Raw genomic sequence first — 21,121 nt, forward strand, 5'->3', positions numbered from 1 at the left:
GGTCGCCCGCTCCTCGCTGTGGAACTCTGACCGATTCACCACGTTCACGCCCAGGAGGCAGCCGGTGGTGGTCAATCGAGGTAGAGCATTACGCCTTGACGGCGACCTTCGGTGCCGACGTGTCGGCGGGAAGGGCTGCCTTGGCGCTCTCAACGAGGGCGGCAAACGTCGCTGCCTCGTTGACGGCCAGGTCGGCGAGGATACGACGGTCAACCTCGATACCAGCCAGGCCGAGGCCCTGGATCAGACGGTTGTAGGTCAGGCCATTCGCGCGCGATGCAGCGTTGATCCGCTGAATCCACAGGCGACGGAAGTCACCCTTGCGTGCACGACGGTCACGGTAGCTATAGGTGAAGGAGTGAGTGAGCTGCTCCTTCGCCTTGGTGACCAGGCGTGAACGCTGACCGCGGTAGCCCTTGGCGCGTTCGAGAATAACGCGGCGACTCTTGTGGGCGTTGACGGCCCTCTTTACTCTTGCCATTTTTTACAAATCCTTATTCGTTACGGGGCCTGGTGTTACAGACCGAGAAGCTTCTTGATGACCTTCTGGTCTGACTTGGCCAGCACCTGGTCCTGGTTCAAACGGGACTTGCGCTGCGTGCTCTTGACTTCGAGGTTGTGTCGAAGTCCGGCCTGCTGCTTCATGATCTTTCCGCTGCCGGTGACCTTGAAACGCTTCTTGGTTCCGGAGTGGGTCTTCATCTTAGGCATTCGGTTCCTCCTGTTTCGCTGCCTTGTCGGCAACCTTGTCTGCCTTATCGGCGACCTTGTCTGCTTTCTCGGCAGCCTTGTGGGCGTTGATCTCAGCCTTGGCTTCTGACTTGTTCTTCAACGGGCCAATCACCATGACCATGTTTCGACCGTCGATCATCGGAGTAGATTCCACGGAACCGTACTCGGCGACGTCCTCGGCAAATTTTTGGAGCAGTCGTACGCCCTGATCAGGCCGGGACTGTTCACGGCCACGAAAAAGAATCATGGCCTTGACCTTGTCACCGGACTTCAGGAAGCCTTCGGCGCGTTTGCGCTTGGTCTCGTAGTCATGCGTATCAATCTTGAGACGAAAACGAACCTCTTTCAGGATCGTGTTCGCCTGGTTGCGCCTGGCCTCCTTGGCCTTCTGCGCAGCCTCGTACTTGAACTTGCCGTAGTCCATGATCTTGGCCACGGGCGGCTTGGCTTCGGGTGCGACTTCGACGAGGTCGAGGTCGGCATCCTGTGCCAGGCGCAGGGCAACATCAATCGCCACGACCCCGACCTGCTCGCCGTTGGGACCAACGAGACGAACTTCGGGGACGCGTATACGGTCATTTGTACGGGGATCGCTGATGCGTCTCTCCTCTTGGTTAACTTCGTGATCACAACCAGACAGCGGATGCCGACTGGGGACGAAGAGAGGAAAATCACGCGATTTCCACACCAACTTTTTCGTTGACGTGTTCCACACGGCACCCTGTCTACCTTCACGCTGCTACCTTCCCGAGGGAGGCCATAACGTTACGGCGGAGTGCAATCTACCCGGTAACCTTGATGAAGCGGTATGCGCGGGTGGGAGATTCTCCACTTTCGTACCGAGACTATTGTCTCGGAACTAATAACGATCGTAGCAGAGGAATGCAGTGAGCCAAAGTTTTGAGCAGGATACGGGTTTTGAGCAGGACGCAGCACAGGCAACACGCGATATCGCCGATGTGGCCGCAGTGGAGATCATCACGACGGCCGCGGTGCATCTGATGAGCGCGGCCGCCGTCAAGTGCGGGCTGGCCGAGGATCCCGACGCCCAAATCGACCTCGACGAGGCGCGCAAGCTCATCACGGCCCTCGCCGGACTGGTCACTGCCGCCGCCCCGGACATCTCCAGTATTCATGCAGGAAGCCTGCGCGACGGGCTGCGCTCACTGCAGCTGGCGTTCCGCGAGGCATCCGCCATTCCCGACGCGATCGGCGAAGGCCCCGGCGAGAAGCTCACCGGCCCGGTCAACTGACCTCCTTGCCTTACGAACGGATGTCGCCGGTCACCCCGACTGATGGCATCCGTTCCGCGCAGCTTGAGTCAGCTCTGGCAGCGTGGGCACCAGAATGTGTTGCGCTGCTCGACATCGCTGCGGCCGAGGGTGCTGCGTTGAATGTGGGTGCCGCAGCGTCGGCACGCCTGACCGCCTCGCCCGTAGACCCAGGTCTGGGCTCCGCGTCGTAGGTTGCCGGTGGTCGTGCGTTCGTCGCGGTCTTTGTTGGCCAGAAGCAAGCGCCGGGCCAATGCGATGAGCCCGGGGACGTCGGTGACGTCGGCCATGGGCCGGGCGGGCAATAGTCCGCGCAAAAAGCAGAGTTCGTTGACATAGACGTTGCCGAGCCCGGCCAGATTGCGCTGGTCGGCGAGGGCCAGAATGACCGGTTGTTCGGGCCTTGCAGCGAGGCGAGTGGCAGCTTCGGCGCTATCGCCCGCATTCCATTCGGTGTCGAGCAGGTCGGGTCCGAGATAGCCGACCACCTCCGACTCGGCCCGGGTGGGAATCAACTCCAGCACACCGAGCTCAAACCCGACCGCGACCCAGTCCGGGGTCTGCAGCACAATGCGGGCCTGGAACGCCGGCCGCTGCCACCGCGTGCCGGGTCGATACAGGTGCCAGGCGCCCTCCATCTTGAGATGCGAATGGATGCTCGTCTCGCCGACCCGGTGCAGCAGATGTTTGCCCCGACTGACGACCTCGTGCACGGTCTGGCCCGTGAGATCGACGGTCGCGAATGCCGGCACGCGGATGTCGCAGCCGGAGAGAATGCTGCCGCGCAGCGCCTGGTCGAGGTTTCGGGCCGTGCGATAGACGGTATCGCCCTCAGGCACGAAGCCTCAGCCCTTTCGGAGTCTCGGTGAATCCGGCGGCGCGCAGAGCCGCACCCACCTCGGTGCCGATGACGAACACACCATTGGCCGTCTCGACCGCGATTTTCTGGATGCGACCCGTCGTGACCAGAGCGGCCAGGCTCGCAGTGGCGGCCACGAGCGTGGTCTCATCCCTCTCAAAGGCAACTACGGTTTTGCCGCCGCGCTCGACGTAGAGAACGAGGGCGCCATCGACGAGCACAACGAGTGCGCCCGCCTTCCGGCCCGGGCGATGGGTGGTATCGCCGGGTAATGCCGGCCACGGCAGGGCGGCGCCGTAGGCGTTCGCCGGGTCGGTCGCGGCCAAGGTCACCACAGCCGGATGCCCGGCCGACGAGTCGGCTACCCCGGCGGCCAAGGTGCGCAGCCGGTCGATGGTGCCGCCGGTGGCGAACTGGGCAGCGCCGAGCCCCTCGATGAAGTAGCCGCGTCGGCAGCGCGCCATCTCCTCGAATCCGGTGAGCGTGCGGTAGACGAGGGAGAATCCACCGATAACACTCTCGGCTATGACCGCGCCACGCGTCACCACTCCGTAGCGTTCGAGCAGGGTCTCTCCCAGGGCATGCGCGCGACGGGTCGGTGAGTCATCGGCCACGGGCAGAATCGACCAGCGACCCGACACCGTCGGTGGTCCACCGCGGCTCGGGAGGCTCGGCCGGGGCATCGACCGTCCACGGTGCAGGCGCGCCCGGGGCACGGCCCGGCTCTGTCGATGGGCGGTGTGACCACCGGACAGGAGCGACCGTACGGGGGCGAAGGTGTCGTTGTTGATCAGCCCGGCCCAAACCAGGTCCCACAGCGCTTGCACCATTTCCGGGTCATCCTGGCTGCCGACGGCATCGGCGAGTTGCCGAAAGAAATAGGCACCCCCGCTGCCCAGGGTCGCCAGAATCTCCTGCTGCAGCGGCGTCGTTTCGACATCGATGGGCACCGGCAGGGTGAGTTGGGCGGTTTCGGTGAGGTGCAGACTCACCCAGCCGTCATTGCCGGCGAGCGTTCCCGCACCAGCCCAGAGCACCTCCCCCGCGTTGGTGAGTTCGTCGAGCATTCCGGGTTGGTAGTCACTGACCCGGGCGGGCAGAATGAGCGTTTCCCACGCGGATGCCGGAATACGTGCCCCCTCCAGCTGCTCAACAACGGATGCCACCCCATCGATTCCGCGCAGCTTTCCGCCCACGTGCTGCCAGGCCGGCAAAAACCGGCCGATCGCCCGTTGGTCGACCGGTTCAACCTCGTGCCGGAGCGCCGCGAGGGAACGACGACGGAGCCGCCGCAGTACCTCAGCGTCGCACCATTCCAGGCCGCTGCCGTTCGGTCGGAACTCGCCGGCCACGATTCGTCGGGCGTCGGCGAGTCGGCCCAGGGCGATCTGTACAACGGCCGTGCCGAGGCCAAACCGGTCGGCGACGGCATCCGTCGTAAAGGGGCCGTGGGAACGTGCATAGCGGCTCACCAGATCACCGAGCGGATCAGGCACGGATTCGGTAAAGGCGGCGGGAACGCCGATCGGCAGGGGAACGCCGAGGGCATCGCGCAACCGGCTGGCATCTTCGATCGCCGCCCAGCGATCCTCACCACCGACGTTGACCCGGATGGCGCGGCGGGCATCGACGAGGGCGAGCAGGGCCTCCTCCACGCCAATCGCATCGTGCGCGGGCGGCGATTCGGGCGCGGGCATAAGCATCCGCTCGGCGACCTCGCTGGTCCTGAGTGGCCCCAGGGTGCGCAGCAGATCCGCGACACCCTCAACGCCCTTGGCCCGATAGTCGGGGGTGAGCCGCTGCAGTTCCCGGTCGGTCTGGTCGATGACTGCCGGGTCGAGAAGCTCCCGCAGTTCGACCCGGCCCAGAAGTTCGGCCAGCAGGCTCGAGTCGATAGCGAGGGCGGTCGCCCGCCGCTCGGCCAGCGGGGTGTCGCCCTCATACATGAAGGCTGCGACATAGCCGAACAGCAGAGTACTCGCGAACGGGCTGGCGGTGTCGGTCGTGACTTCGATCAGGCGCAGCTCGCGTGAGGCGATCTTCCGGGCCAGCACCCCGAGGGCAGGCAGGTCGTAAACGTCTTGCAGGCATTCCCGCAGGGTTTCGAGAATGATCGGAAAAGTGGGGAAGGTGCGGGCCACGTCGAGCAGTTGGGCGGCCTTCTGGCGTTGCTGCCAGAGCGGCGAGCGGGCGCCGGGCTTGTAGCGGGGCAGAAGCAAAGCCCGGGCGGCGCATTCGCGAAACCGGGAGGCGAACAGAGCAGAGCCGCCGACCTCCTCGGTGACCAGCTGTTCGAGTTCGTCGGGGTCGAACACGAACAATTCGCTGCCGGGCGGCTCGGTTTCAGTGTCGGGAATGCGCACGACGATGCCGTCGTCACTCGCCACGCAGGAGCCATCGATTCCATAGCGTTCGCGCACTCGAGCACCGACTGCGAGCGCCCACGGTGCGTGCACCGGGGTGCCGTACGGGGAATGCAACACGACCCGCCAGTCCCCCAGTTCGTCCCGAAAGCGTTCGACCACGAGCGTGCGGTCGGTCGGCAGCTGCCCGGTCGCAGCGCGTTGCTCGCCGAGAAAAGCCAGTAGGTTGCTGATCGCCCGTTCGTCGAGGCCACCCACGGCGCAGCGGTCCCTGGCTTGGTCGTCCGGGAGGCTGCCGACCTCGCGCACGAACGCGCCGATAGCCTGGCCGAGTTCGGCCGGTCGGCCCAGCCCGTCGCCCTTCCAGAATGGCAGCCTCCCGGGCTGCCCGAAGGCTGGCACGACGAGCACCCGGTCGTGCGTGATCTCCTGAATGCGCCAGCTCGTAGTGCCGAGCGCGAAAACATCGTTCACGCGCGACTCGTAGACCATTTCCTCGTCGAGCTCGCCGACCCGTTTGCCGGTGACCTGCTCTCCGCCGACCATGAAGACACCAAATAGACCACGGTCGGGAATGGTGCCACCGCTGGTGACGGCCAGCCGTTGCGCGCCGGGGCGGCCGGTGAGGGTGCCGGCGTCGCGATCCCAGACGATGCGCGGGCGCAATTCCGCGAACTGATCTGATGGATACCGGCCAGCCAGCAGGTCGAGGGTGGCCTCATAGGCGGAGCGGGGCAGGGTTGCAAAGGGTGCGCTGCGCCGCACGGTGTCGAACCAAGTCTCGACGTCGATCGGTTCGAGCGCGCAGGCCGCGACCGTCTGTTGTGCCAGGATATCGAGCGGATTCGTCGGCACCCGCAGCGATTCGATGGCTCCGGCGACCATGCGCTCGGCGGCGACCGCGGCGTGAATCAAATCGGCCCGATGCTTGGGGTAGATAACTCCGCGCGAAATCTCACCCACCTGATGCCCGGCCCGGCCGAGCCGTTGCAGCCCGCTCGACACCGACGGCGGTGACTCCACCTGCACAACCAGGTCGACGGCGCCCATATCGATGCCGAGTTCGAGGCTCGACGTGGCGACGACACAGCGCAGCCGCCCCGATTTCAGGTCGTCTTCGATGAGCGCGCGCTGCTCTTTGCTGACCGAACCATGATGCGCGCGCGCGAGCAGCGGTTCGGCCCCCGCACTCTCGCCACTCGCGCCCATGAGCTCGGCCGGCGGCCTGGCGGCCTGAAGTGTGCCCACCATACCGGCGTCACCCTGCGACACCCTCACGAGAGCGGACGCCTCCTCTCCGGCCAGGCGCTCAGCATAAATTTCGTTGAACCGGGCGGTGAGGCGTTCGGTGAGCCGGCGGGAATTGGCGAACACAATGCTCGAGGAATGCGCGAGCACCTCGTCGACGATGGCCTCCTCGACGTGCGGCCAGATCGACCCGGTCTGCGGGGCCGCGGCCGACGTGACCCCCTCGCGTTGCGGTACCGGCCCGAGGTCGCTCATGTCGTCGACCGGAACCACCACCCGCAGGTCGAACCGCTTCAACGCGGGCGGCGCCACGATCTGCACGGGAGCTGCACCGCCGAGAAATCGTGCCACCTCACTCTGCGGCCGCACGGTGGCCGAGAGCCCAATACGTTGAGCCGGATGGCTCAGCAGGGCGTCGAGTCGTTCAAGGGACACGGCCAGGTGGGCGCCGCGTTTGCTCGCCGCGACCGCGTGCACCTCATCGATGATGACGGTCTGCACGCCGCGCAGCGATTCGCGGGCGGCCGAGGTCAGCATGAGAAATAGCGACTCCGGGGTGGTAATAAGAATGTCCGGCGGCGAGCTGACCAGTTTGCGCCGGTCGGCGGCCGGGGTGTCTCCCGAGCGCACGCCAATCGTGACCTGCGGCGGTACCAGACCGAGCCGCTGGGCCGAACGAGTGATTCCCACGAGCGGAGCGGTGAGGTTGCGTTCCACGTCAACGCCGAGTGCCTTGAGCGGCGAAATGTACAGCACTCGGGTGCCGGGCACTGCCGACTCGCTGGCCAGCTGGTCAATGGCCCATAAGAACGCGGCGAGGGTCTTGCCCGACCCGGTCGGAGCCACCACGAGGGCGTGCGAACCAAGCGAAATGGCGTCCCAGGCTCCCAGCTGCGCGGCTGTCGGCGCCGCGAAGGCCTCGGTGAACCAGGCCCGAGTTGCCGGGGAGAATCGTTCAAGAACGTCGCTCATACCGTTATTGTCGCTCACACCACCGACATTCGGATTTCACTTGGAACCCTACGCGGAAGCGACGAGCTTGACTCGTAATGAATCCACGCCGGTCGTGATGATCTCGCTCTCCGACCACCGGGTGCCGAGGCGGCTCAGAATCGCGTCAAGGTCCGACTGGGTGAGGCCGTCGATCAATTCCAGTTGGACCACGAGTTCGGGACCCTTGAGCTGCGCCAGCGGGTCACCCGCCATGAGCTGAACCGAGAGCACCGAGAGTTCCGTGGCGATTGATGCAGTGAAGGCGTCGGCGATGAAGCGGCTCGCGTAGCTCGGGGTCCACGGCAGCGACTGAGCGATCGCCCAGAGCGCCGGCCGCCGAACGACAAATTCGCCGGGCGATGTCGGGTCGAGCACGACCAGATCGGTGTTTTCCTGCGCGGCGGCCAGGGCGACACGCACGGCATCCGCTGGAACGGGCCGGGCGAGAGGGTTCCACGCCGTCATGGCCGCGGTCGACGAGAAGGCGGGGAGCACTGTGCGGCCGTCCGGGCCGGCGACTGTGATAATCGATAGTTCCTGGGTCTTGTCGATTGTTTGCCCGCGCGCGTTCAGTGCAGCATCGCCGAGCCTGGTCACCAGCGGAATCAGCAGCCTCGAAGAGCGAATGGCGTCAATGACGGTTTCTTCGCCGGCTTCTCGGGCCTGGAAACGGGCGACGGCAGCAGCAAGAGCGGCGGGCGCGACCCCGTCATCACCGGCATCGGGATTGGCCTCGAATTCACGGCCGGCCCATGGCTGGCCGGCCGAGTCGGCCGTGTTGGCTGGCTCATTCGCGTCATCTGAACGCCCCGAGCCCGGCCCACCCGAGGGGTCTCCCGTTGAGCCGAGGTTTCGCGCCCGAACCATTAGTCCCCCGCGACGTCCAGGGCTTCGGCCAGGGTGAACGCGCCGGCGTAGAGCGCCTTGCCCACGATGGCACCCTCGAGCCCCAGTGGTACGAGTTTGCGCAACGCTTCAATGTCATCGAGGCTCGAGATGCCGCCGGAGGCAATGACCGGCTTGCGCGTACGGTCGAGTACCTGACGTAGCAGGTCAATGTTCGGGCCTTGCAGGGTGCCGTCCTTGGTGACGTCGGTCACCACATAGCGGGCGCACCCGGCAGTTTCGAGCCGTTCGAGAACCTGCCAGAGGTCCCCGCCGTCTTTGGTCCAGCCACGCGCGGCCAGCGTGGTTCCACGTACATCAAGGCCAACGGCGACTGCCTCACCGTATTGTGCGATGACGCTCGCCGCCCACTCCGGGTTTTCCAGCGCTGCGGTACCGAGGTTGATGCGCTTGACGCCCGTGGTCAGTGCCGCTTCAAGCGATTCGTCATCGCGGATACCGCCGGAAAGCTCGATGTTCACGCCCTTGACCTGACGAATGACCTTCTTGATCACACCGGTGTTGGTGCCCCGGCCGAAGGCCGCGTCGAGGTCGACGAGGTGAATCCACTCGGCGCCTTGCCGTGCCCAGTCGGCCGCGGCGTCGACGGGGTCACCGTAGTTCGTTTCGGTGCCGGCCTCGCCCTGGGTCAGGCGCACAGCCTTGCCGCCGGCCACATCGACGGCGGGCAGGAGGACGAGCCTCGGTGTCTTGTTGAACTCACTCATTGATGTCCTTGATTGGTGCGGTCGCGCTGTGCGACCAATTGCAGGGGCCGTGGCTGTGGTGTGGATTGAACTGTGAAGTCTAGGCGCGCAGGGCTATCTGTGCAGCGTGCCGATCCAGTTCTTCAGCAAACGGATGCCTGCCTCCCCCGATTTTTCCGGGTGAAACTGGGTCGCGCTGAGTGGTCCGTTCTCGATCGCCGCCAGGAACGGAGCCCCGTGATCAGCCCAGGTCAGCCGGGGCTCTGGAAACGGCGGCATGACCTCGAGCGTCCAGGATTGCGCCGCGTAGGAGTGCACGAAGTAGAACCGCTCATCTTCGATGCCTCGGAACAATTCGGAGTTGGGTGCGCTCGTGACGGTGTTCCAACCCATGTGCGGCAGGATCTTCGCGGGAAGTTCGGTGACCGTTCCCGGCCATTCGCCGAGGCCCTCGGTGTCCACGCCGCGTTCCACTCCGTGCTCGAACATGACCTGCATTCCCACGCAGATTCCGAGCACCGGGCGACCGCCGGCCAGACGACGGTCGACGATGTCGTCACCGCGCACGGATTTGAGCGCTGCCATCACGGCGCTGAACGCTCCAACCCCCGGCACGACGAGACCGTCGGCCTCTAGTGCAGTCATGCGGTCGCTCGTGAGAATGACTTCGGCGCCGGCCAACTCGAGCGCCTTGACGGCGGAGTGCACGTTTCCGGTTCCATAGTCGAAGACGACGACGTTCGTCATAGGGCTCCCTTGGTAGACGGGATGCCGTGCACCAGCGGGTCGAGGGCTTTGGCGAGTCGAAAGGCGCGGGCGAACGCTTTGAATTCGGCCTCGGCAATGTGGTGCGGATCGCGTCCGCCAAGCAAGGTGACGTGCACCGTCAGGCCGGCGTGAAAGGTAATCGCTTCGAAGACGTGACGCACCATAGAGCCGGTGAAGTGCCCACCGATGAGGTGGAATTCGAAGCCAGCCGGCTCGCCGGTGTGCACGAGATAGGGACGGCCGGAAATATCGACGACGGCCTGGGCGAGCGCCTCGTCGAGGGGCACGAGGGCGTCTCCGTAGCGGGAGATGCCCGACTTGTCGCCAAGCGCCTGACGAATCGCCTGGCCAAGTACGATTCCAACGTCTTCGACGGTGTGGTGCACGTCGATTTCGATGTCGCCGGAGGCGCGCACCGTGAGGTCGGTCAGGGAGTGTTTGGCGAACGCCGTCAGCAGGTGGTCGTAGAACGGCACCGAGGTGCGGATGTCGCTCACGCCCGTGCCATCGAGATTCAGCGACAGATCGATGCTGGATTCACTCGTCTCCCGTTGCAGGTGTACGACGCGGGGCACGGGAGTGTCAGCAGGTGAGCTCATGGGTCTAGTTTATTCGGCTTGGGCGGGCACGGTTTGACCGGGGCGGTCACTGCGACCAAGTCGGGCAATGGCGTCGAGGAACAGGGTCGTCTCCTGCTCGGTGCCGGCCGTCACGCGCAGGTGGTTAGCGATGCCCACATCGCGAATGAGGATTCCCTCACCCAGCAGCGCTTCGAAGGTCTCGCGCGGTTCGGTTACTCCCCCAAACAGTACGAAGTTGCTCCAGCTACGGTGCGGGGCATAGCCCAGACGTGCGAGCTCGACGACGAGACGGTCACGCTGCCCGCGGATGTCATCGACCATCGCGAGCATCTCGGCGCTGTGAGCGAGGGCCGCGTTCGCCGCCGCCTGGGTCAGCGCGGACAGGTGGTACGGCAGACGAACCAGGCGCAGGGCATCCGCCACGGCCGGATCGGCGGCCAGGTAGCCCACTCGGGCACCAGCGAAGGCGAACGCTTTGCTCATCGTGCGGGAGACGAGCAGGCGTTCCCGACCGGGCAGCAGGGTGAGCGCGCTCGGCGTGCCGACGGGTGCGAATTCGGCGTACGCCTCGTCAACTACGACGATGCCGTCGGTCGCATCGTAGGCGGCCGCGATGGTCTCGAGGGATAGCGGCGTGCCCGTGGGATTGTTCGGCGAGCAGAGAAAGACGATATCGGGGTCGGTACGCACGATCTCACTCACGGCGGTAGCCGGTGACAGCTCGTAGTCCGCGTCGCGCGTTCCCGCAATCCACGTGGTGTCCGTTCCCGACGCGAGGATCGAGTACATCGAGTAGGTCGGGGCAAAGCCCAATAGGCTGCGTCCCGGTCCACCGAAGGCCTGCAGCACCTGTTGCAGCACCTCGTTGGAGCCGTTGGCCGCCCAGATATTGTCGGCGGTCAGTCCTTCGCCAAGATATCGGGCGAGCGCCTCGCGCAGAGCGGTGAACTCTCGATCGGGATACCGATTCACTGAACGGATGGCCTCGGCCAAGCCGGCGAGGATGTCGCGGGCCACAGCTTCGGGAACGGCGTGCGTGTTCTCGTTCACGTTCAGGGCTACCGGAACATGCAGTTGCGGGGCACCGTATGGCGAACGGCCTTGCAGGTTGGTGCGGAGGGGAAGATCTTCGAGACTGGTCACCCTCTCCATGCTAAGGCCACGTGCTGCTGCCCATCGCTACCTAGGAGTTAGCGGGGAGTTCCAGGCGCTGACCCGGCTGCAGCGTTTCTACGGACAATGCGTTGAGGCGCTTGATGTCGGCGACGACGTCGCGCGGGTCGGCGGCGGGAAAGTTCTCTTCGGCAAGGTTCCAGAGAGTTTGGCCGGGTGTGACCGTGATGAATCGGGCTGAACCGACGTCGGTCGGCGAATAGGCCAGCGTGGCCAGGATGCCTGAGTCGGTTGTGTACGACACGAGATCGATGCCGCTAGCAGATCCAGAGGCTTCGGCCCCTCCCCCATTGACGGCGAATGCGAGGGCGCCCAGGACAACTGGCAATGCAGCGAGCGTGGTGAAAACGACTCGCCCACGCCGGGTGAGGCGAAGACGTATGACGGGCGAGAGAGAAACTGCGGGAGCAAATGCTGTGGTCATGTCAAACCTCCAAGGTTGGCGGGCTGCGAGTCTCGTATTCGGCCCTCGGCCGGGAGGACCGAATACGAAACTATGTTCCGAATATAACTTCGAACAATCGAACATGCAAGCTTTTTCTCGTCTCTGCCCGGAAAATCGCGCAACACACTCGAATAAGTGTTTGTTTCAGGGCCGAGAACTGGATAAACTTTCGATAGGTCAATTGCTTGATTGCTACTCAACCAGATACCACCGACATTCCCGCGAGACGTCCTTCAATCCGCGCGGGACCGACTCAAGGAGCGCTCCTCGTGACACAAAACACCAGCGGTACCCGCGACAAGGCCGGCACTCGGCGCCGCAAGAGTTTGAGCCCGCGCCAGCTCGCCATCCTCGACGTGATTCAGCGTTCCGTCAGCTCACGCGGCTACCCGCCGAGCATGCGTGAGATCGGTGACGCCGTCGGCCTCGCCTCGCTGTCGAGCGTGACTCACCAGCTCAACCAGCTTGAGCTAAGCGGCTATCTGCGCCGCGACCCGAATCGTCCCCGCGCTCTCGAAGTGCTCATCGAGATTCAACGCCCGCCCGAAGACATCGGAACCGGCGACCAGGACAGTTTTCACCCGGGCGTGCAGGTCGGCGACGCTGCGATGGTTCCCCTCGTCGGTCGTATCGCTGCCGGCATTCCGATCACGGCAGATCAGCAGATCGACGAGATCTTCCCGCTGCCCCGTCAGCTCGTCGGCCAGGGCGAACTGTTCATGCTCAAGGTCGTCGGTGAATCGATGATCGATGCGGCGATCTGCGACGGCGACTGGGTTGTCGTTCGCCAGCAGAAAACCGCGGAGAACGGCGAGATCGTGGCGGCCATGCTCGACAACGAAGCCACCGTAAAGGTGCTGCGCAAGCGCGACGGCCACACCTGGCTGCTGCCGCGCAACAGCAACTTCGAACCCATCGTTGGCGACTACGCCGATATCCTCGGCAAAGTCGTCGCCGTTTTGCGCTCGGTCTAGCGAGCCAGATCCAAGCAAAGAAGAGAACGACCAAAGCACGGCGTGAGGCCCGATCACTAAACGGTGATCGGGCCTGAAGACTGCCTGCCGGCGCCAGGTACGCGGGTGAGCTACCGGGTGACGCTAGCTCTCACATCGGCAGCGCGGCGATCGCGCACCACCCGGGTCGCAGCCAGCATGTTGTGCAGGGACCGCACCGTCTCCTCGTAGCCACGCGTCTTGAGGCCGCAGTCCGGGTTCACCCACACCTGGCGTTCGGGGATGGACTCCAAGGCGGTGTCCAGCAGGGTCGTCAGCTCGTCGACGCTAGGTACTCGCGGCGAGTGGATGTCATAGATGCCGGCCCCGATACCGTGGTTGAACCCGCCGGCCTCAATCTGCCGTACCACCTCCATGCGTGAGCGGGCCGCTTCGATGCTCGTGACGTCGGCGTCGAGGTTGCGGATAGCCTCGATGACGACGCCGAACTCCGAGTAGCAGAGGTGCGTGTGAATTTGAGTCGCTTTCGCGACCCCGGCCGTGGCCAGCCGAAAGGAGCCGACCGACCAGTCCAGGTAGTCGGCGTGGTCCTTCTTCTTCAGCGGCAGCAGCTCCCGCAAGGCCGGCTCGTCAACCTGAACAATCTTGATACCCGCAGCTTCCAGGTCGCCGATTTCATCGCGCAGTGCAAGGGCGACCTGGCGAGCGGTCTCGCCAAGCGGCTGGTCGTCACGCACGAACGACCAGGCCAGAATCGTCACCGGTCCGGTGAGCATGCCCTTAACCGGCTTGGCTGTCAGGCTCTGCGTGTACACCGACCAGTCCACCGTGATCGGGGCCGGGCGCGAGACGTCGCCCCACAGAATGGATGGTCTGGTGCAGCGGCTGCCGTAGGACTGCACCCAGCCGTTCTCGGTCACGGCGAACCCGTCGAGGTTCTCAGCAAAGTACTGCACCATGTCGTTGCGCTCGGGTTCCCCGTGTACGAGCACGTCGAGTCCGATCTCTTCCTGCAGGGCGACGACGCGGCCGATCTCGGCGCGCATCAGGTCGCGGTAGTCATCGGCTGGCAGGGTTCCTTTGAGAAACTGGGCGCGGGCCCGGCGAATGTCGGCGGTCTGCGGAAATGATCCGATCGTGGTCGTGGGCAGCGGCGGTAGCTGCAGCGCAGCATTCTGAGCGGTCAGGCGATCGGCGTAGTCGCCACGGGTGAAATCGGCGTCGGTGAGTGCGGCTGCACGCGCTCGCACCGAACCGTCGCGTACCCCCGGAGCGGCGAGGCGCGCGGTCAGCGCGGCAGCGGCATCCGCGAGCGGAGTGGCAATGGCCGCCCGCCCCGCAGCGAGACCGAACGCGAGGGTGGCAACCTGGCCCACCTTCTGGTCGGCGAAGGCCAGCCAGCTGGTCAGGTCGAGCGGCAACGAGATCTCATCGAGCACGTCGTGCGGCACGTGCAGCAGCGAGGTCGAGGTGGATACGGTGACGGAGTCGGACAGCGCGCGCACGCTCTCGGCGCGCTCGAAAGCGCTGGCGAGGTCGCCGCGCCAGATGTTGTGCCCGTCGATCGCCCCGGCAACGAGGGTCTTGGCGGCCAGCCCGGGCACCGCCTGCGGCAGAGTGCCCCGCACCAGGTCGAGGCCGATCGCCTCGACGGTAGTGTCGGCAAGAACCGGCAGGGCATCATCGAGGCTTCCGTAGGGCGCCGCGACAAACAGGGCGGGGCGGCCACTGAGTCGACCGAGCACTCCATAAGCGGCTGCGATCGCCGCCAGCGTGTCCCCGCGTGGTACGTCGATCGATTCGCTGACCAGTCCCGGCTCGTCGAGTTGCACCCAGTCGGCGCCGGCATCCGCTAGCCGCGATAGCAGCGCTGCGTAGACAGGAAGGAGGTCGTCGAGCCGGGACAGCGGGGAGAACCCGGCCGGCGCCTCATCGCTGGCCTTGCTGAGCAGTAGAAAGGTGACCGGACCGACGAGCACCGGACGGGTGAGGAAGCCGGCCGCCCTGGCCTCGAGAAACTCGCGCACGATGCGGTCACCGACCAACGAGAACACGGTCTCCGGGCCAATCTCGGGCACGAGGTAGTGGTAGTTCGAGTCGAACCACTTGGTCATCTCAAGCGGCAGGTTCTCGCCCTCGCCGCGGGCCAGGGTGAAGTACCCGGCCAGGTCGAGGGTTCCATCAGCACCGACGAGCGAGGCGAACCGGGTGGGAATCGCTCCAACGGCGACAATGGTGTCCAGCACCTGGTCGTAGTACGAGAACGACTCGGGGATCGACGAGTCGGTGCGGCCGAGCCCGAGGCCAACGAGCCGTTCGCGGGTGGCCGAGCGCAGCTCGGCGGCCACACTCTCTAAAGCGACCGCGTCGATCGCCCCAGACCAGAATGCTTCGACGGCCTTCTTGAGCTCGCGCCGCCGACCGATGCGCGGGTAGCCGAGGATGGTACCGGTGGGAAATGCGGGTGAATTGGGCATGGATATTCCTTCATTGGAGCATTGGTCGCTGGAATGGTTAAAAAGATCGAACGTGACGGGGGCCTGCACGCTGAAGCGGGCGTGAGGCCTAGAGCATGGCTGCCGGCACTGGAAGTGCCCCACACCCCTCGAGAACCTGCAGCACGGTCTCGTGTTGGTTGAAGGCGTAGAGGTGGAGTCCGGGGGCGCCGCCCGCAAGCACATCCTGCCCGAGGCGCACGGCGTAGTCGATGCCGATCTGGCGCTGCCCTTCCTCGGTCGGTTCGACCTCGAGCTCGATGCAGAGTTCCGCAGGCAACTTCTCGCCGGAGAGCTGCAGAATTCGGCGTAACCGGTTCGGGCTGGTCACCGGCATGATGCCGGGAAGAATGGGAAAGAGCACCCCGGCCGATCGAGCCCGCTGGATGAAGCTCAGGTAGTCGTCGGCGTGGAAGAAGAGTTGGGTGATGGCGAGGTTGGCACCGGCCGCTTGTTTGGCCAGCAGGGTGTCGATGTCCTGGCTGACCGACCGGGAGTTGGGGTGTCCGTTCGGAAAGGCCGCGACTCCGATGCGCACCTTGCTGCGTTCCGTTTTCACCCCGCGGGCGCCGGGCAGGCCCGGAATCACCGTCTCGATGTACGGCACCCGTTCGGTCTGCACGCGGTGAATAAGCTGCACGAGCTCCCCCGCGCTGTGCAGATCGCCGAGAAAAGTGTTGTCGCCTTCGACCGCGCCCTGCGGTGCGTCGCCGCGAATGGCCAGAAAGCTGCGTATGCCGGCGTCGAGGAACTCCCGAATGAGGCGGCTCGCGTCTGCGTGCGAGGAGCCGACGCAGGTGAGATGCGCCATCGCATCCGCTTCGGTGTGGTCCTTGATGTAGCGCAGCACGTCCAGAGAAGAGTTGCGCGAGGAGCCGTTGGCACCGTAGGTGACCGAGATGAACTCGGGGCCGGCTGCGGCCAGGCGGTCGATGGTGTGCGTGAGAGCGGATGCTGCGGCCGCCGATTTGGGCGGGTACACCTCGAACGAGAACGCCGGGCGGGCGTTGCACGCGGAAATTCCTGTCGTGGTCATGGTTCCTCATTCGGCAGAAGCAGTACAGCGGGTGATGGCCGGGTGGCCGCGTACGCGCCAGCATGCTGGCGGTTCTTCGCGGGCGGATGCCGGGCTCGGCTGTCGCTCCATGCCAAGGAAATGAATTCCGTCGGCAACGATTGATTCGACAGTAACAACACCGACGTCGAACGATTCGAATATGACAATTCGTGTCATCTCGGCGGTCAGACGGCATCTATTGGGCAAGGACGCAAACGTTCGAGGCAGGGAGTTTCGCCGTCGCGAGAAGGTCGGCGAGAATTCGACCGACGGTGAGCGTCAGCTGATGTCGGACACGAAGGGTATGGATGGCGTTTTGTGCGGCCGTCCGGTTTCAGTCGTTGGGCGACACGTGCGCAATCGTGTTCAAAGGCCGCAGGTGTACACGTAGCATGATGCGGTGACGATCTCGCAAGCGGTACTCGGATTTGCGACAGTAGCCGCGATCCTCACGGTCATCCCCGGACTGGACACGACTCTGGTGCTCCGCTCTGCGCTCGTGCGGGGTCGGCGTCAAGCCGTCGTGACAGCTTTCGGAATCGCAACCGGCGCGCTCATCTGGGGTGCGGCTGCAGCGCTTGGGGCCGCCGCGCTACTCGCGGCGTCTCACCTTGCGTACCAAATGGTGACTATCGGCGGATCGCTATATATGGGTTACCTGGGTGTCAGCATGATTGTCAAGAGCTTCCACAGCACGGGCAACGGTCACGCCACCACCGCGACAACCGAATCGGCCTCGCTATGGCGATCATTCAGTACCGGCACCTGGACCAACCTGCTCAACCCCAAAATTGGCGTGTTCTATATCGCAACAATCCCTCAGTTTATTCCAGAAGGCACCTCGCCGCTCGCTATGGGGCTGCTTCTATCCGCCGTTCACGCGCTCATGAGCCTGGTCTGGTTCGCCGTCATCATCGTCGGGGCGAACTCTGCGCGTCGATGGCTGGCCCAGGCCCGCGCGCTTCGCATTATTGACCGGTGCGCCGGAACTGTTCTCATCGGATTTGGTGTCAAGCTCGCTCTCGAGCACCGATAGCCACACTGTGGCCGAAAGTCCATCGTGGACTCCATGCTTGTTTTCGTCCCCCAGAGGGTTTCCCAAATAGGATCGGCGACACAGTCGCCGAATGCTCGCATGGGTGCGAAATTACGCGAAAGGGACCACCCTCGTTGTGCCTGATTCATTCCACTTCTGCGGTGCCGGTTTCCAGACTTTGAGCTGATTCAATAGGTCCAGAGCGTTGTCAGAAATGATCAGTGCGGCCCGGTAAGTCGGTCGGAGAAATCCTGCATCCACGCTGGCATCGATGGCAGCTATGAGCGGGCCCCAGAAACCATCGATGTTGTACAGCGCCACGGTTTTCGTGTGGATGCCCAGTTGCTGCGAGGTCCAGACTTCAAAGAATTCCTCCATAAACGATCCCGATTCCTTAGTCAGCCAACGTACGGGCGAGCGCGGCTGCACCTTTTTGATTGGTGCGGTAGCGGAGCGTGCACCATGATCGGCTCGGGGCTGCATCCGTATTTGCGGTTCGCTCAATCGCTCGATCATTGGGGATGACATGGAAGTTTCACAAGCCCAGGCCGATGTGCGTCGCATCTACCGTGCCGGATTCCCGGGACCGGTGGTGTCCGCGGTCGTCTGGGCGGCGGCCAGCGCGGTGTTCACCTGGGGCCCCGTCAGTGCTGGCATGGCTGCGCTCTTCTTCGGCGGCATGCTGATCTTCCCGCTGAGCACTCTGCTCATGAAGATGCTGGGCGGCCCAATCGCTTTACCGAAGGGGCATCCATCAGCGGCACTACCTCTGCAGTACGCGTTCACCGTACCGTTCGGGATACTGATTGCAATCGCCCTCGGCACGTAGGAGACCGTTCTTTTCTTCCCCGCCGCACTCATCATCGTTGGAGCGCACTACCTAGTGTTCATCTCGCTGTACGGCATGCGCTTATTCGCGGTTTTGGCCGGGGTACTGATTTGGCTGGGGGTGAGCGCGTTATTCGTTGCATCAGAGCCCGGAGGCATAAGCGAATGGCTGGGTGCCGCTGTCTTTCTGCTTTTTGCAGGACTGCTGTTCCGCGTCCAAGACGACGCACACGCAATGGTCCCGTAGGCGGTTCCGCGGGTAGGCGTCGGCGGCACCGCCATTCAGTGGCGTTGCCGCCGATGCGGGTCGGTCGCGACGTGTGCCCGCGACCGGACGTACATCAATGTAAATGAGGCACCTGCGATGAAAGTGAGCACGCCGACAATGCCACCAAAACCGATGGCTGCGCTCTGGCCAAAGTAGGCGAAAAGCCCTAGTCCAGGGAGAACGGTGCCGATACCCGCAATGATGCCCTGGGCGACGCGTGAAGTTTGCAGACGATGATCGAATATACCCAAAGCGAGAGACGCCCCAACGAGAGCGGCCAGGCTGAACAGAAGGCCAGTAAATGTGCTGAACAAGAGTTCAACCATCAGCGGCGGAGCCGCAGCCCAAGGATTTGCGAGTGCGACCGCGAGATGTGACCCGATGGCATATACAGCCGCTGAGGCCACGCCGAGACAAACCCCGAGAAGCATCGTGAGTATCACCGATCCGGGATCGCAGACTGCTGCATTCTGTCGATTGAGTGTACTCACGCGCCACCACCACCTTGCACATGCCTGCGCTTTAGTAGCCATTCCCATTCGGGGTTCAGCTTACAAGCGACATTCATGGCCCGGTCCCTCCCGAAAACGGCGGCTTCAGACCCACTTACTCCGTCCATTGCGATGTGAGCTGTTTCCAACTTGGTCGAACCAGCCAGGCCACGAAGGCACTAATCGCAAAGAGCACACCTAGCGCCATCGGAATCCACGCCTGAATTGAGGCGTCCACACCAAGACTGGCCGAAAGGACCAGTATGAGAGCGGAACTCGGTGCCACCATTACGACGAGGAAGACAAGGAACCGCGGAATAGACCGTTTCATCGTGAGCACGCCCGACTTGAAGCAGAAAGCTACGCAGAGAGCGCGGACAGAATGACGAACGGGGCGAACTGGGGCTCGATCTCCGGGGTGACAAACGCCGTCACGTGGGTGCCCGCTTCGACGTATTCGGTCGTCTCGATGCGGCCCTGATCGTGCAGCACCGCTATCAGATCGCCGCGGTCGTAAGGAATGAGGAGGTCGAGTTCGATCTGCGGCGTCGGCAGCAGCAGTGCCACCGCGGCCAGCACGGTTTCGATGCCCTCACCGGTTCGGGCCGAGACGAACGTCGCTTTCGGCTCGAGGCCGCGCAGCACGAGCCGGTCGTCGTCGCTGATCAGGTCACTCTTGTTGAAGACGACCAATTCGGGAATGTCCCGAGCGCCGACCTCGGAGATAACGTCGCGCACGGTCGCCAGTTGCGCAACCGGGTCGGGGTGGGATCCATCGACGACGTGCACGATCACGTCTGCGTCGGCGACTTCTTCCAGGGTCGAGCGAAACGCCTCAACCAGTTGGTGGGGCAGGTTGCGCACGAAGCCGACCGTGTCGGTGAGGGTGTACAAGCGGCCGTCGGTGGTCGTCGACTTGCGCACGGTGGCGTCGAGGGTCGCGAAGAGGGAGTTCTCGACGAGCACTCCGGCCTTGGTGATGCGGTTCAGCAGGCTGGACTTGCCGGCGTTCGTGTAACCGACGATCGCGACCGAGGGAACGGTGTTGCGCTTGCGGTTGGCGCGTTTGGCCTCGCGAGCGGGTTTCATCTCAACCATCTGCTTGCGCAGCTTGGACATCCGGGTGTGGATGCGGCGACGGTCGAGTTCGATCTTGGTCTCACCGGGACCACGCGAGCCCATTCCGGCCCCGGCGCCACCGACCTGGCCACCGGCCTGGCGAGACATCGAGTCACCCCAGCCGCGCAGGCGCGGCAGCATGTAGGCCATCTGGGCCAGTTCGACCTGCGCCTTGCCCTCCCGGCTCTTGGCGTGCTGGCTGAAAATGTCGAGGATCACAGCGGTGCGGTCGATGACCTTGACCTTGACCACGTCTTCGAGGGCGCGCCTCTGGCTGGGAGCGAGTTCGGTGTCGGCGATGACGGTGTCGGCGCCGAGCGCTTTGACAATGTCGGCGACTTCCTGAGCTTTGCCCTTGCCGAGGTAGGTGCTGGGGTCGGGGGTGGCTCGACGCTGCAACAAACCGTCGAGCACGGTTGCACCGGCCGTTTCGGCCAGGGCGGCCAGTTCGCGCATGGAGTTTTCGGCGTCGTCGACGGTGCCGTGGGTATAGACGCCCACCAGGACCACGTTTTCGAGGCGCAGCTGGCGGTATTCCACCTCGGTGACGTCTTCAAGCTCGGTGGACAGGCCGCCGACGCGACGCAGGGCGTTACGGTCGGCACGTTCGGATTGGTCACCGTCGTGGTCGCTGCCGTCATACTCGCCGGCAGACTGCGCTTGCAGGGCCTGAGCCGATCCGCTGCGGAAGAGTGAATAGCCGGCAGCCTTGCTGTCGGCGCTGGCCAACACGCGCGCGACGACATCGTCGGCGTCAAGTGCCGGTTCTACGGGCTCGTTTTCTACTGCGTCGTTGCCGCGGGGCGCCGTTGAATCCTTCATCCCATTAACCTTAGTTCAACGAAGTTG

General features: G+C 64.2%; 20 protein-coding genes. 4 read left to right on the forward strand and 16 right to left on the reverse strand.

Annotated elements, in window-relative coordinates:
• Window positions 1-88 precede the first annotated feature (88 nt).
• The 3 genes from rplT to infC are packed head-to-tail and all read right to left on the reverse strand — an operon-like array spanning window position 89 to window position 1,330.
• Window positions 89-481 (reverse strand): 50S ribosomal protein L20, encoded by a 393-nt coding sequence (gene rplT, locus CXY73_RS17305; protein WP_092449848.1) that lies wholly within the window; start codon window positions 479-481, stop codon window positions 89-91.
• A 35-nt stretch (window positions 482-516) separates the two neighbouring features.
• Window positions 517-711: a 50S ribosomal protein L35 gene (rpmI, locus tag CXY73_RS17310; protein WP_092341054.1), complete on the reverse strand. Its 195-nt coding sequence runs from the start codon at window positions 709-711 to the stop codon at window positions 517-519.
• Complete coding sequence (gene infC / locus CXY73_RS17315; protein WP_104081252.1) at window positions 704-1,330, reverse strand: translation initiation factor IF-3; 627 nt, start codon at window positions 1,328-1,330, stop codon at window positions 704-706. The genes rpmI and infC overlap by 8 nt, the downstream gene beginning before the upstream one ends.
• Window positions 1,331-1,619: 289 nt before the next feature.
• Between infC and CXY73_RS17320 the strand changes: the two genes are divergently transcribed.
• Window positions 1,620-1,985, forward strand: a complete 366-nt coding sequence (locus tag CXY73_RS17320) for a DUF1844 domain-containing protein (RefSeq protein WP_104139504.1) — start codon at window positions 1,620-1,622, stop codon at window positions 1,983-1,985.
• A 68-nt stretch (window positions 1,986-2,053) separates the two neighbouring features.
• Here CXY73_RS17320 and CXY73_RS17325 read toward each other — a convergent pair whose 3' ends face one another.
• The 8 genes from CXY73_RS17325 to CXY73_RS17360 form a co-directional block, all read right to left on the reverse strand.
• A complete protein-coding gene (locus tag CXY73_RS17325; protein ID WP_104178442.1) occupies window positions 2,054-2,842 on the reverse strand; it encodes a DNA-formamidopyrimidine glycosylase family protein in 789 nt (262 codons plus the stop codon).
• Complete coding sequence (locus tag CXY73_RS17330; protein ID WP_104178443.1) at window positions 2,835-7,445, reverse strand: ATP-dependent helicase; 4,611 nt, start codon at window positions 7,443-7,445, stop codon at window positions 2,835-2,837. Before CXY73_RS17330 ends, CXY73_RS17325 begins: the two co-directional genes overlap by 8 nt.
• 48 nt (window positions 7,446-7,493) lie before the next feature.
• Entirely contained in the window at window positions 7,494-8,333 is an 840-nt protein-coding gene (locus CXY73_RS17335; protein WP_104139511.1) for an SseB family protein, read from the reverse strand.
• Window positions 8,333-9,079 (reverse strand): bifunctional 1-(5-phosphoribosyl)-5-((5-phosphoribosylamino)methylideneamino)imidazole-4-carboxamide isomerase/phosphoribosylanthranilate isomerase PriA, encoded by a 747-nt coding sequence (gene priA / locus CXY73_RS17340; protein ID WP_104139514.1) that lies wholly within the window; start codon window positions 9,077-9,079, stop codon window positions 8,333-8,335. Before priA ends, CXY73_RS17335 begins: the two co-directional genes overlap by 1 nt.
• A gap of 93 nt (window positions 9,080-9,172) precedes the next feature.
• Window positions 9,173-9,805, reverse strand: a complete 633-nt coding sequence (hisH, locus tag CXY73_RS17345; RefSeq protein WP_104139517.1) for an imidazole glycerol phosphate synthase subunit HisH — start codon at window positions 9,803-9,805, stop codon at window positions 9,173-9,175.
• Window positions 9,802-10,425 carry an imidazoleglycerol-phosphate dehydratase HisB gene (gene hisB / locus CXY73_RS17350; RefSeq protein WP_104178444.1) on the reverse strand — a complete coding sequence of 208 codons (624 nt, stop codon included), beginning with the start codon at window positions 10,423-10,425 and terminating at the stop codon, window positions 9,802-9,804. The genes hisH and hisB overlap by 4 nt, the downstream gene beginning before the upstream one ends.
• 9 nt (window positions 10,426-10,434) lie before the next feature.
• Window positions 10,435-11,559 (reverse strand): histidinol-phosphate transaminase, encoded by a 1,125-nt coding sequence (locus CXY73_RS17355; RefSeq protein ID WP_104178445.1) that lies wholly within the window; start codon window positions 11,557-11,559, stop codon window positions 10,435-10,437.
• 31 nt (window positions 11,560-11,590) lie between these two features.
• Complete coding sequence (locus CXY73_RS17360; RefSeq protein WP_104178446.1) at window positions 11,591-12,004, reverse strand: LysM peptidoglycan-binding domain-containing protein; 414 nt, start codon at window positions 12,002-12,004, stop codon at window positions 11,591-11,593.
• A 290-nt stretch (window positions 12,005-12,294) separates the two neighbouring features.
• On the opposite strand from CXY73_RS17360, the gene lexA reads away from it, so the two are divergent.
• Window positions 12,295-12,999, forward strand: a complete 705-nt coding sequence (gene lexA / locus CXY73_RS17365; protein ID WP_104139529.1) for a transcriptional repressor LexA — start codon at window positions 12,295-12,297, stop codon at window positions 12,997-12,999.
• A gap of 110 nt (window positions 13,000-13,109) precedes the next feature.
• On the opposite strand, the gene metE is transcribed toward lexA, so the two are convergent.
• Window positions 13,110-15,455: a 5-methyltetrahydropteroyltriglutamate--homocysteine S-methyltransferase gene (gene metE / locus CXY73_RS17370; RefSeq protein ID WP_104139532.1), complete on the reverse strand. Its 2,346-nt coding sequence runs from the start codon at window positions 15,453-15,455 to the stop codon at window positions 13,110-13,112.
• A gap of 88 nt (window positions 15,456-15,543) precedes the next feature.
• Entirely contained in the window at window positions 15,544-16,509 is a 966-nt protein-coding gene (locus tag CXY73_RS17375) for a methylenetetrahydrofolate reductase (RefSeq protein ID WP_199185421.1), read from the reverse strand.
• Between the two features lie 421 nt (window positions 16,510-16,930).
• Here CXY73_RS17375 and CXY73_RS17380 point away from each other — a divergent pair, with 421 nt between their 5' ends.
• Window positions 16,931-17,566: a LysE family translocator gene (locus CXY73_RS17380; RefSeq protein ID WP_104178447.1), complete on the forward strand. Its 636-nt coding sequence runs from the start codon at window positions 16,931-16,933 to the stop codon at window positions 17,564-17,566.
• Between the two features lie 111 nt (window positions 17,567-17,677).
• Here the strand turns inward: CXY73_RS17380 and CXY73_RS17385 are convergent, their stop codons facing one another.
• Complete coding sequence (locus tag CXY73_RS17385; protein WP_199185422.1) at window positions 17,678-18,070, reverse strand: LOG family protein; 393 nt, start codon at window positions 18,068-18,070, stop codon at window positions 17,678-17,680.
• 22 nt (window positions 18,071-18,092) lie between these two features.
• On the opposite strand from CXY73_RS17385, the gene CXY73_RS17390 reads away from it, so the two are divergent.
• Window positions 18,093-18,395, forward strand: coding sequence for a hypothetical protein (locus tag CXY73_RS17390; protein WP_104178448.1), 303 nt, complete (start codon window positions 18,093-18,095; stop codon window positions 18,393-18,395).
• A gap of 281 nt (window positions 18,396-18,676) precedes the next feature.
• On the opposite strand, the gene CXY73_RS17400 is transcribed toward CXY73_RS17390, so the two are convergent.
• Window positions 18,677-19,153, reverse strand: coding sequence for a hypothetical protein (locus tag CXY73_RS17400; RefSeq protein WP_146071807.1), 477 nt, complete (start codon window positions 19,151-19,153; stop codon window positions 18,677-18,679).
• A 360-nt stretch (window positions 19,154-19,513) separates the two neighbouring features.
• On the reverse strand, window positions 19,514-21,094 hold the full coding sequence (gene hflX / locus CXY73_RS17410) for a GTPase HflX (protein WP_104178452.1): 1,581 nt from the start codon (window positions 21,092-21,094) through the stop codon (window positions 19,514-19,516).
• Window positions 21,095-21,121: the final 27 nt, after the last annotated feature.

This window comes from Cryobacterium sp. Y50 (assembly GCF_002929805.1).
In the GTDB taxonomy this organism is placed as follows: domain Bacteria; phylum Actinomycetota; class Actinomycetes; order Actinomycetales; family Microbacteriaceae; genus Cryobacterium.

What these genes read in the sequence shown, in the direction of transcription:
- rplT (WP_092449848.1), bottom strand. Translation starts at nt 481, where the DNA reads ATGGCAAGAGTAAAGAGGGCCGTCAACGCCCACAAGAGTCGCCGCGTT.
- rpmI (WP_092341054.1), bottom strand. Translation starts at nt 711, where the DNA reads ATGCCTAAGATGAAGACCCACTCCGGAACCAAGAAGCGTTTCAAGGTC.
- CXY73_RS17330 (WP_104178443.1), bottom strand. Translation starts at nt 7,445, where the DNA reads ATGAGCGACGTTCTTGAACGATTCTCCCCGGCAACTCGGGCCTGGTTC.
- CXY73_RS17335 (WP_104139511.1), bottom strand. Translation starts at nt 8,333, where the DNA reads ATGGTTCGGGCGCGAAACCTCGGCTCAACGGGAGACCCCTCGGGTGGG.
- priA (WP_104139514.1), bottom strand. Translation starts at nt 9,079, where the DNA reads ATGAGTGAGTTCAACAAGACACCGAGGCTCGTCCTCCTGCCCGCCGTC.
- hisH (WP_104139517.1), bottom strand. Translation starts at nt 9,805, where the DNA reads ATGACGAACGTCGTCGTCTTCGACTATGGAACCGGAAACGTGCACTCC.
- hisB (WP_104178444.1), bottom strand. Translation starts at nt 10,425, where the DNA reads ATGAGCTCACCTGCTGACACTCCCGTGCCCCGCGTCGTACACCTGCAA.
- CXY73_RS17355 (WP_104178445.1), bottom strand. Translation starts at nt 11,559, where the DNA reads ATGGAGAGGGTGACCAGTCTCGAAGATCTTCCCCTCCGCACCAACCTG.
- CXY73_RS17360 (WP_104178446.1), bottom strand. Translation starts at nt 12,004, where the DNA reads ATGACCACAGCATTTGCTCCCGCAGTTTCTCTCTCGCCCGTCATACGT.
- metE (WP_104139532.1), bottom strand. Translation starts at nt 15,455, where the DNA reads ATGCCCAATTCACCCGCATTTCCCACCGGTACCATCCTCGGCTACCCG.
- CXY73_RS17375 (WP_199185421.1), bottom strand. Translation starts at nt 16,509, where the DNA reads ATGACCACGACAGGAATTTCCGCGTGCAACGCCCGCCCGGCGTTCTCG.
- CXY73_RS17390 (WP_104178448.1), top strand. Translation starts at nt 18,093, where the DNA reads ATGGAAGTTTCACAAGCCCAGGCCGATGTGCGTCGCATCTACCGTGCC.
- hflX (WP_104178452.1), bottom strand. Translation starts at nt 21,094, where the DNA reads ATGAAGGATTCAACGGCGCCCCGCGGCAACGACGCAGTAGAAAACGAG.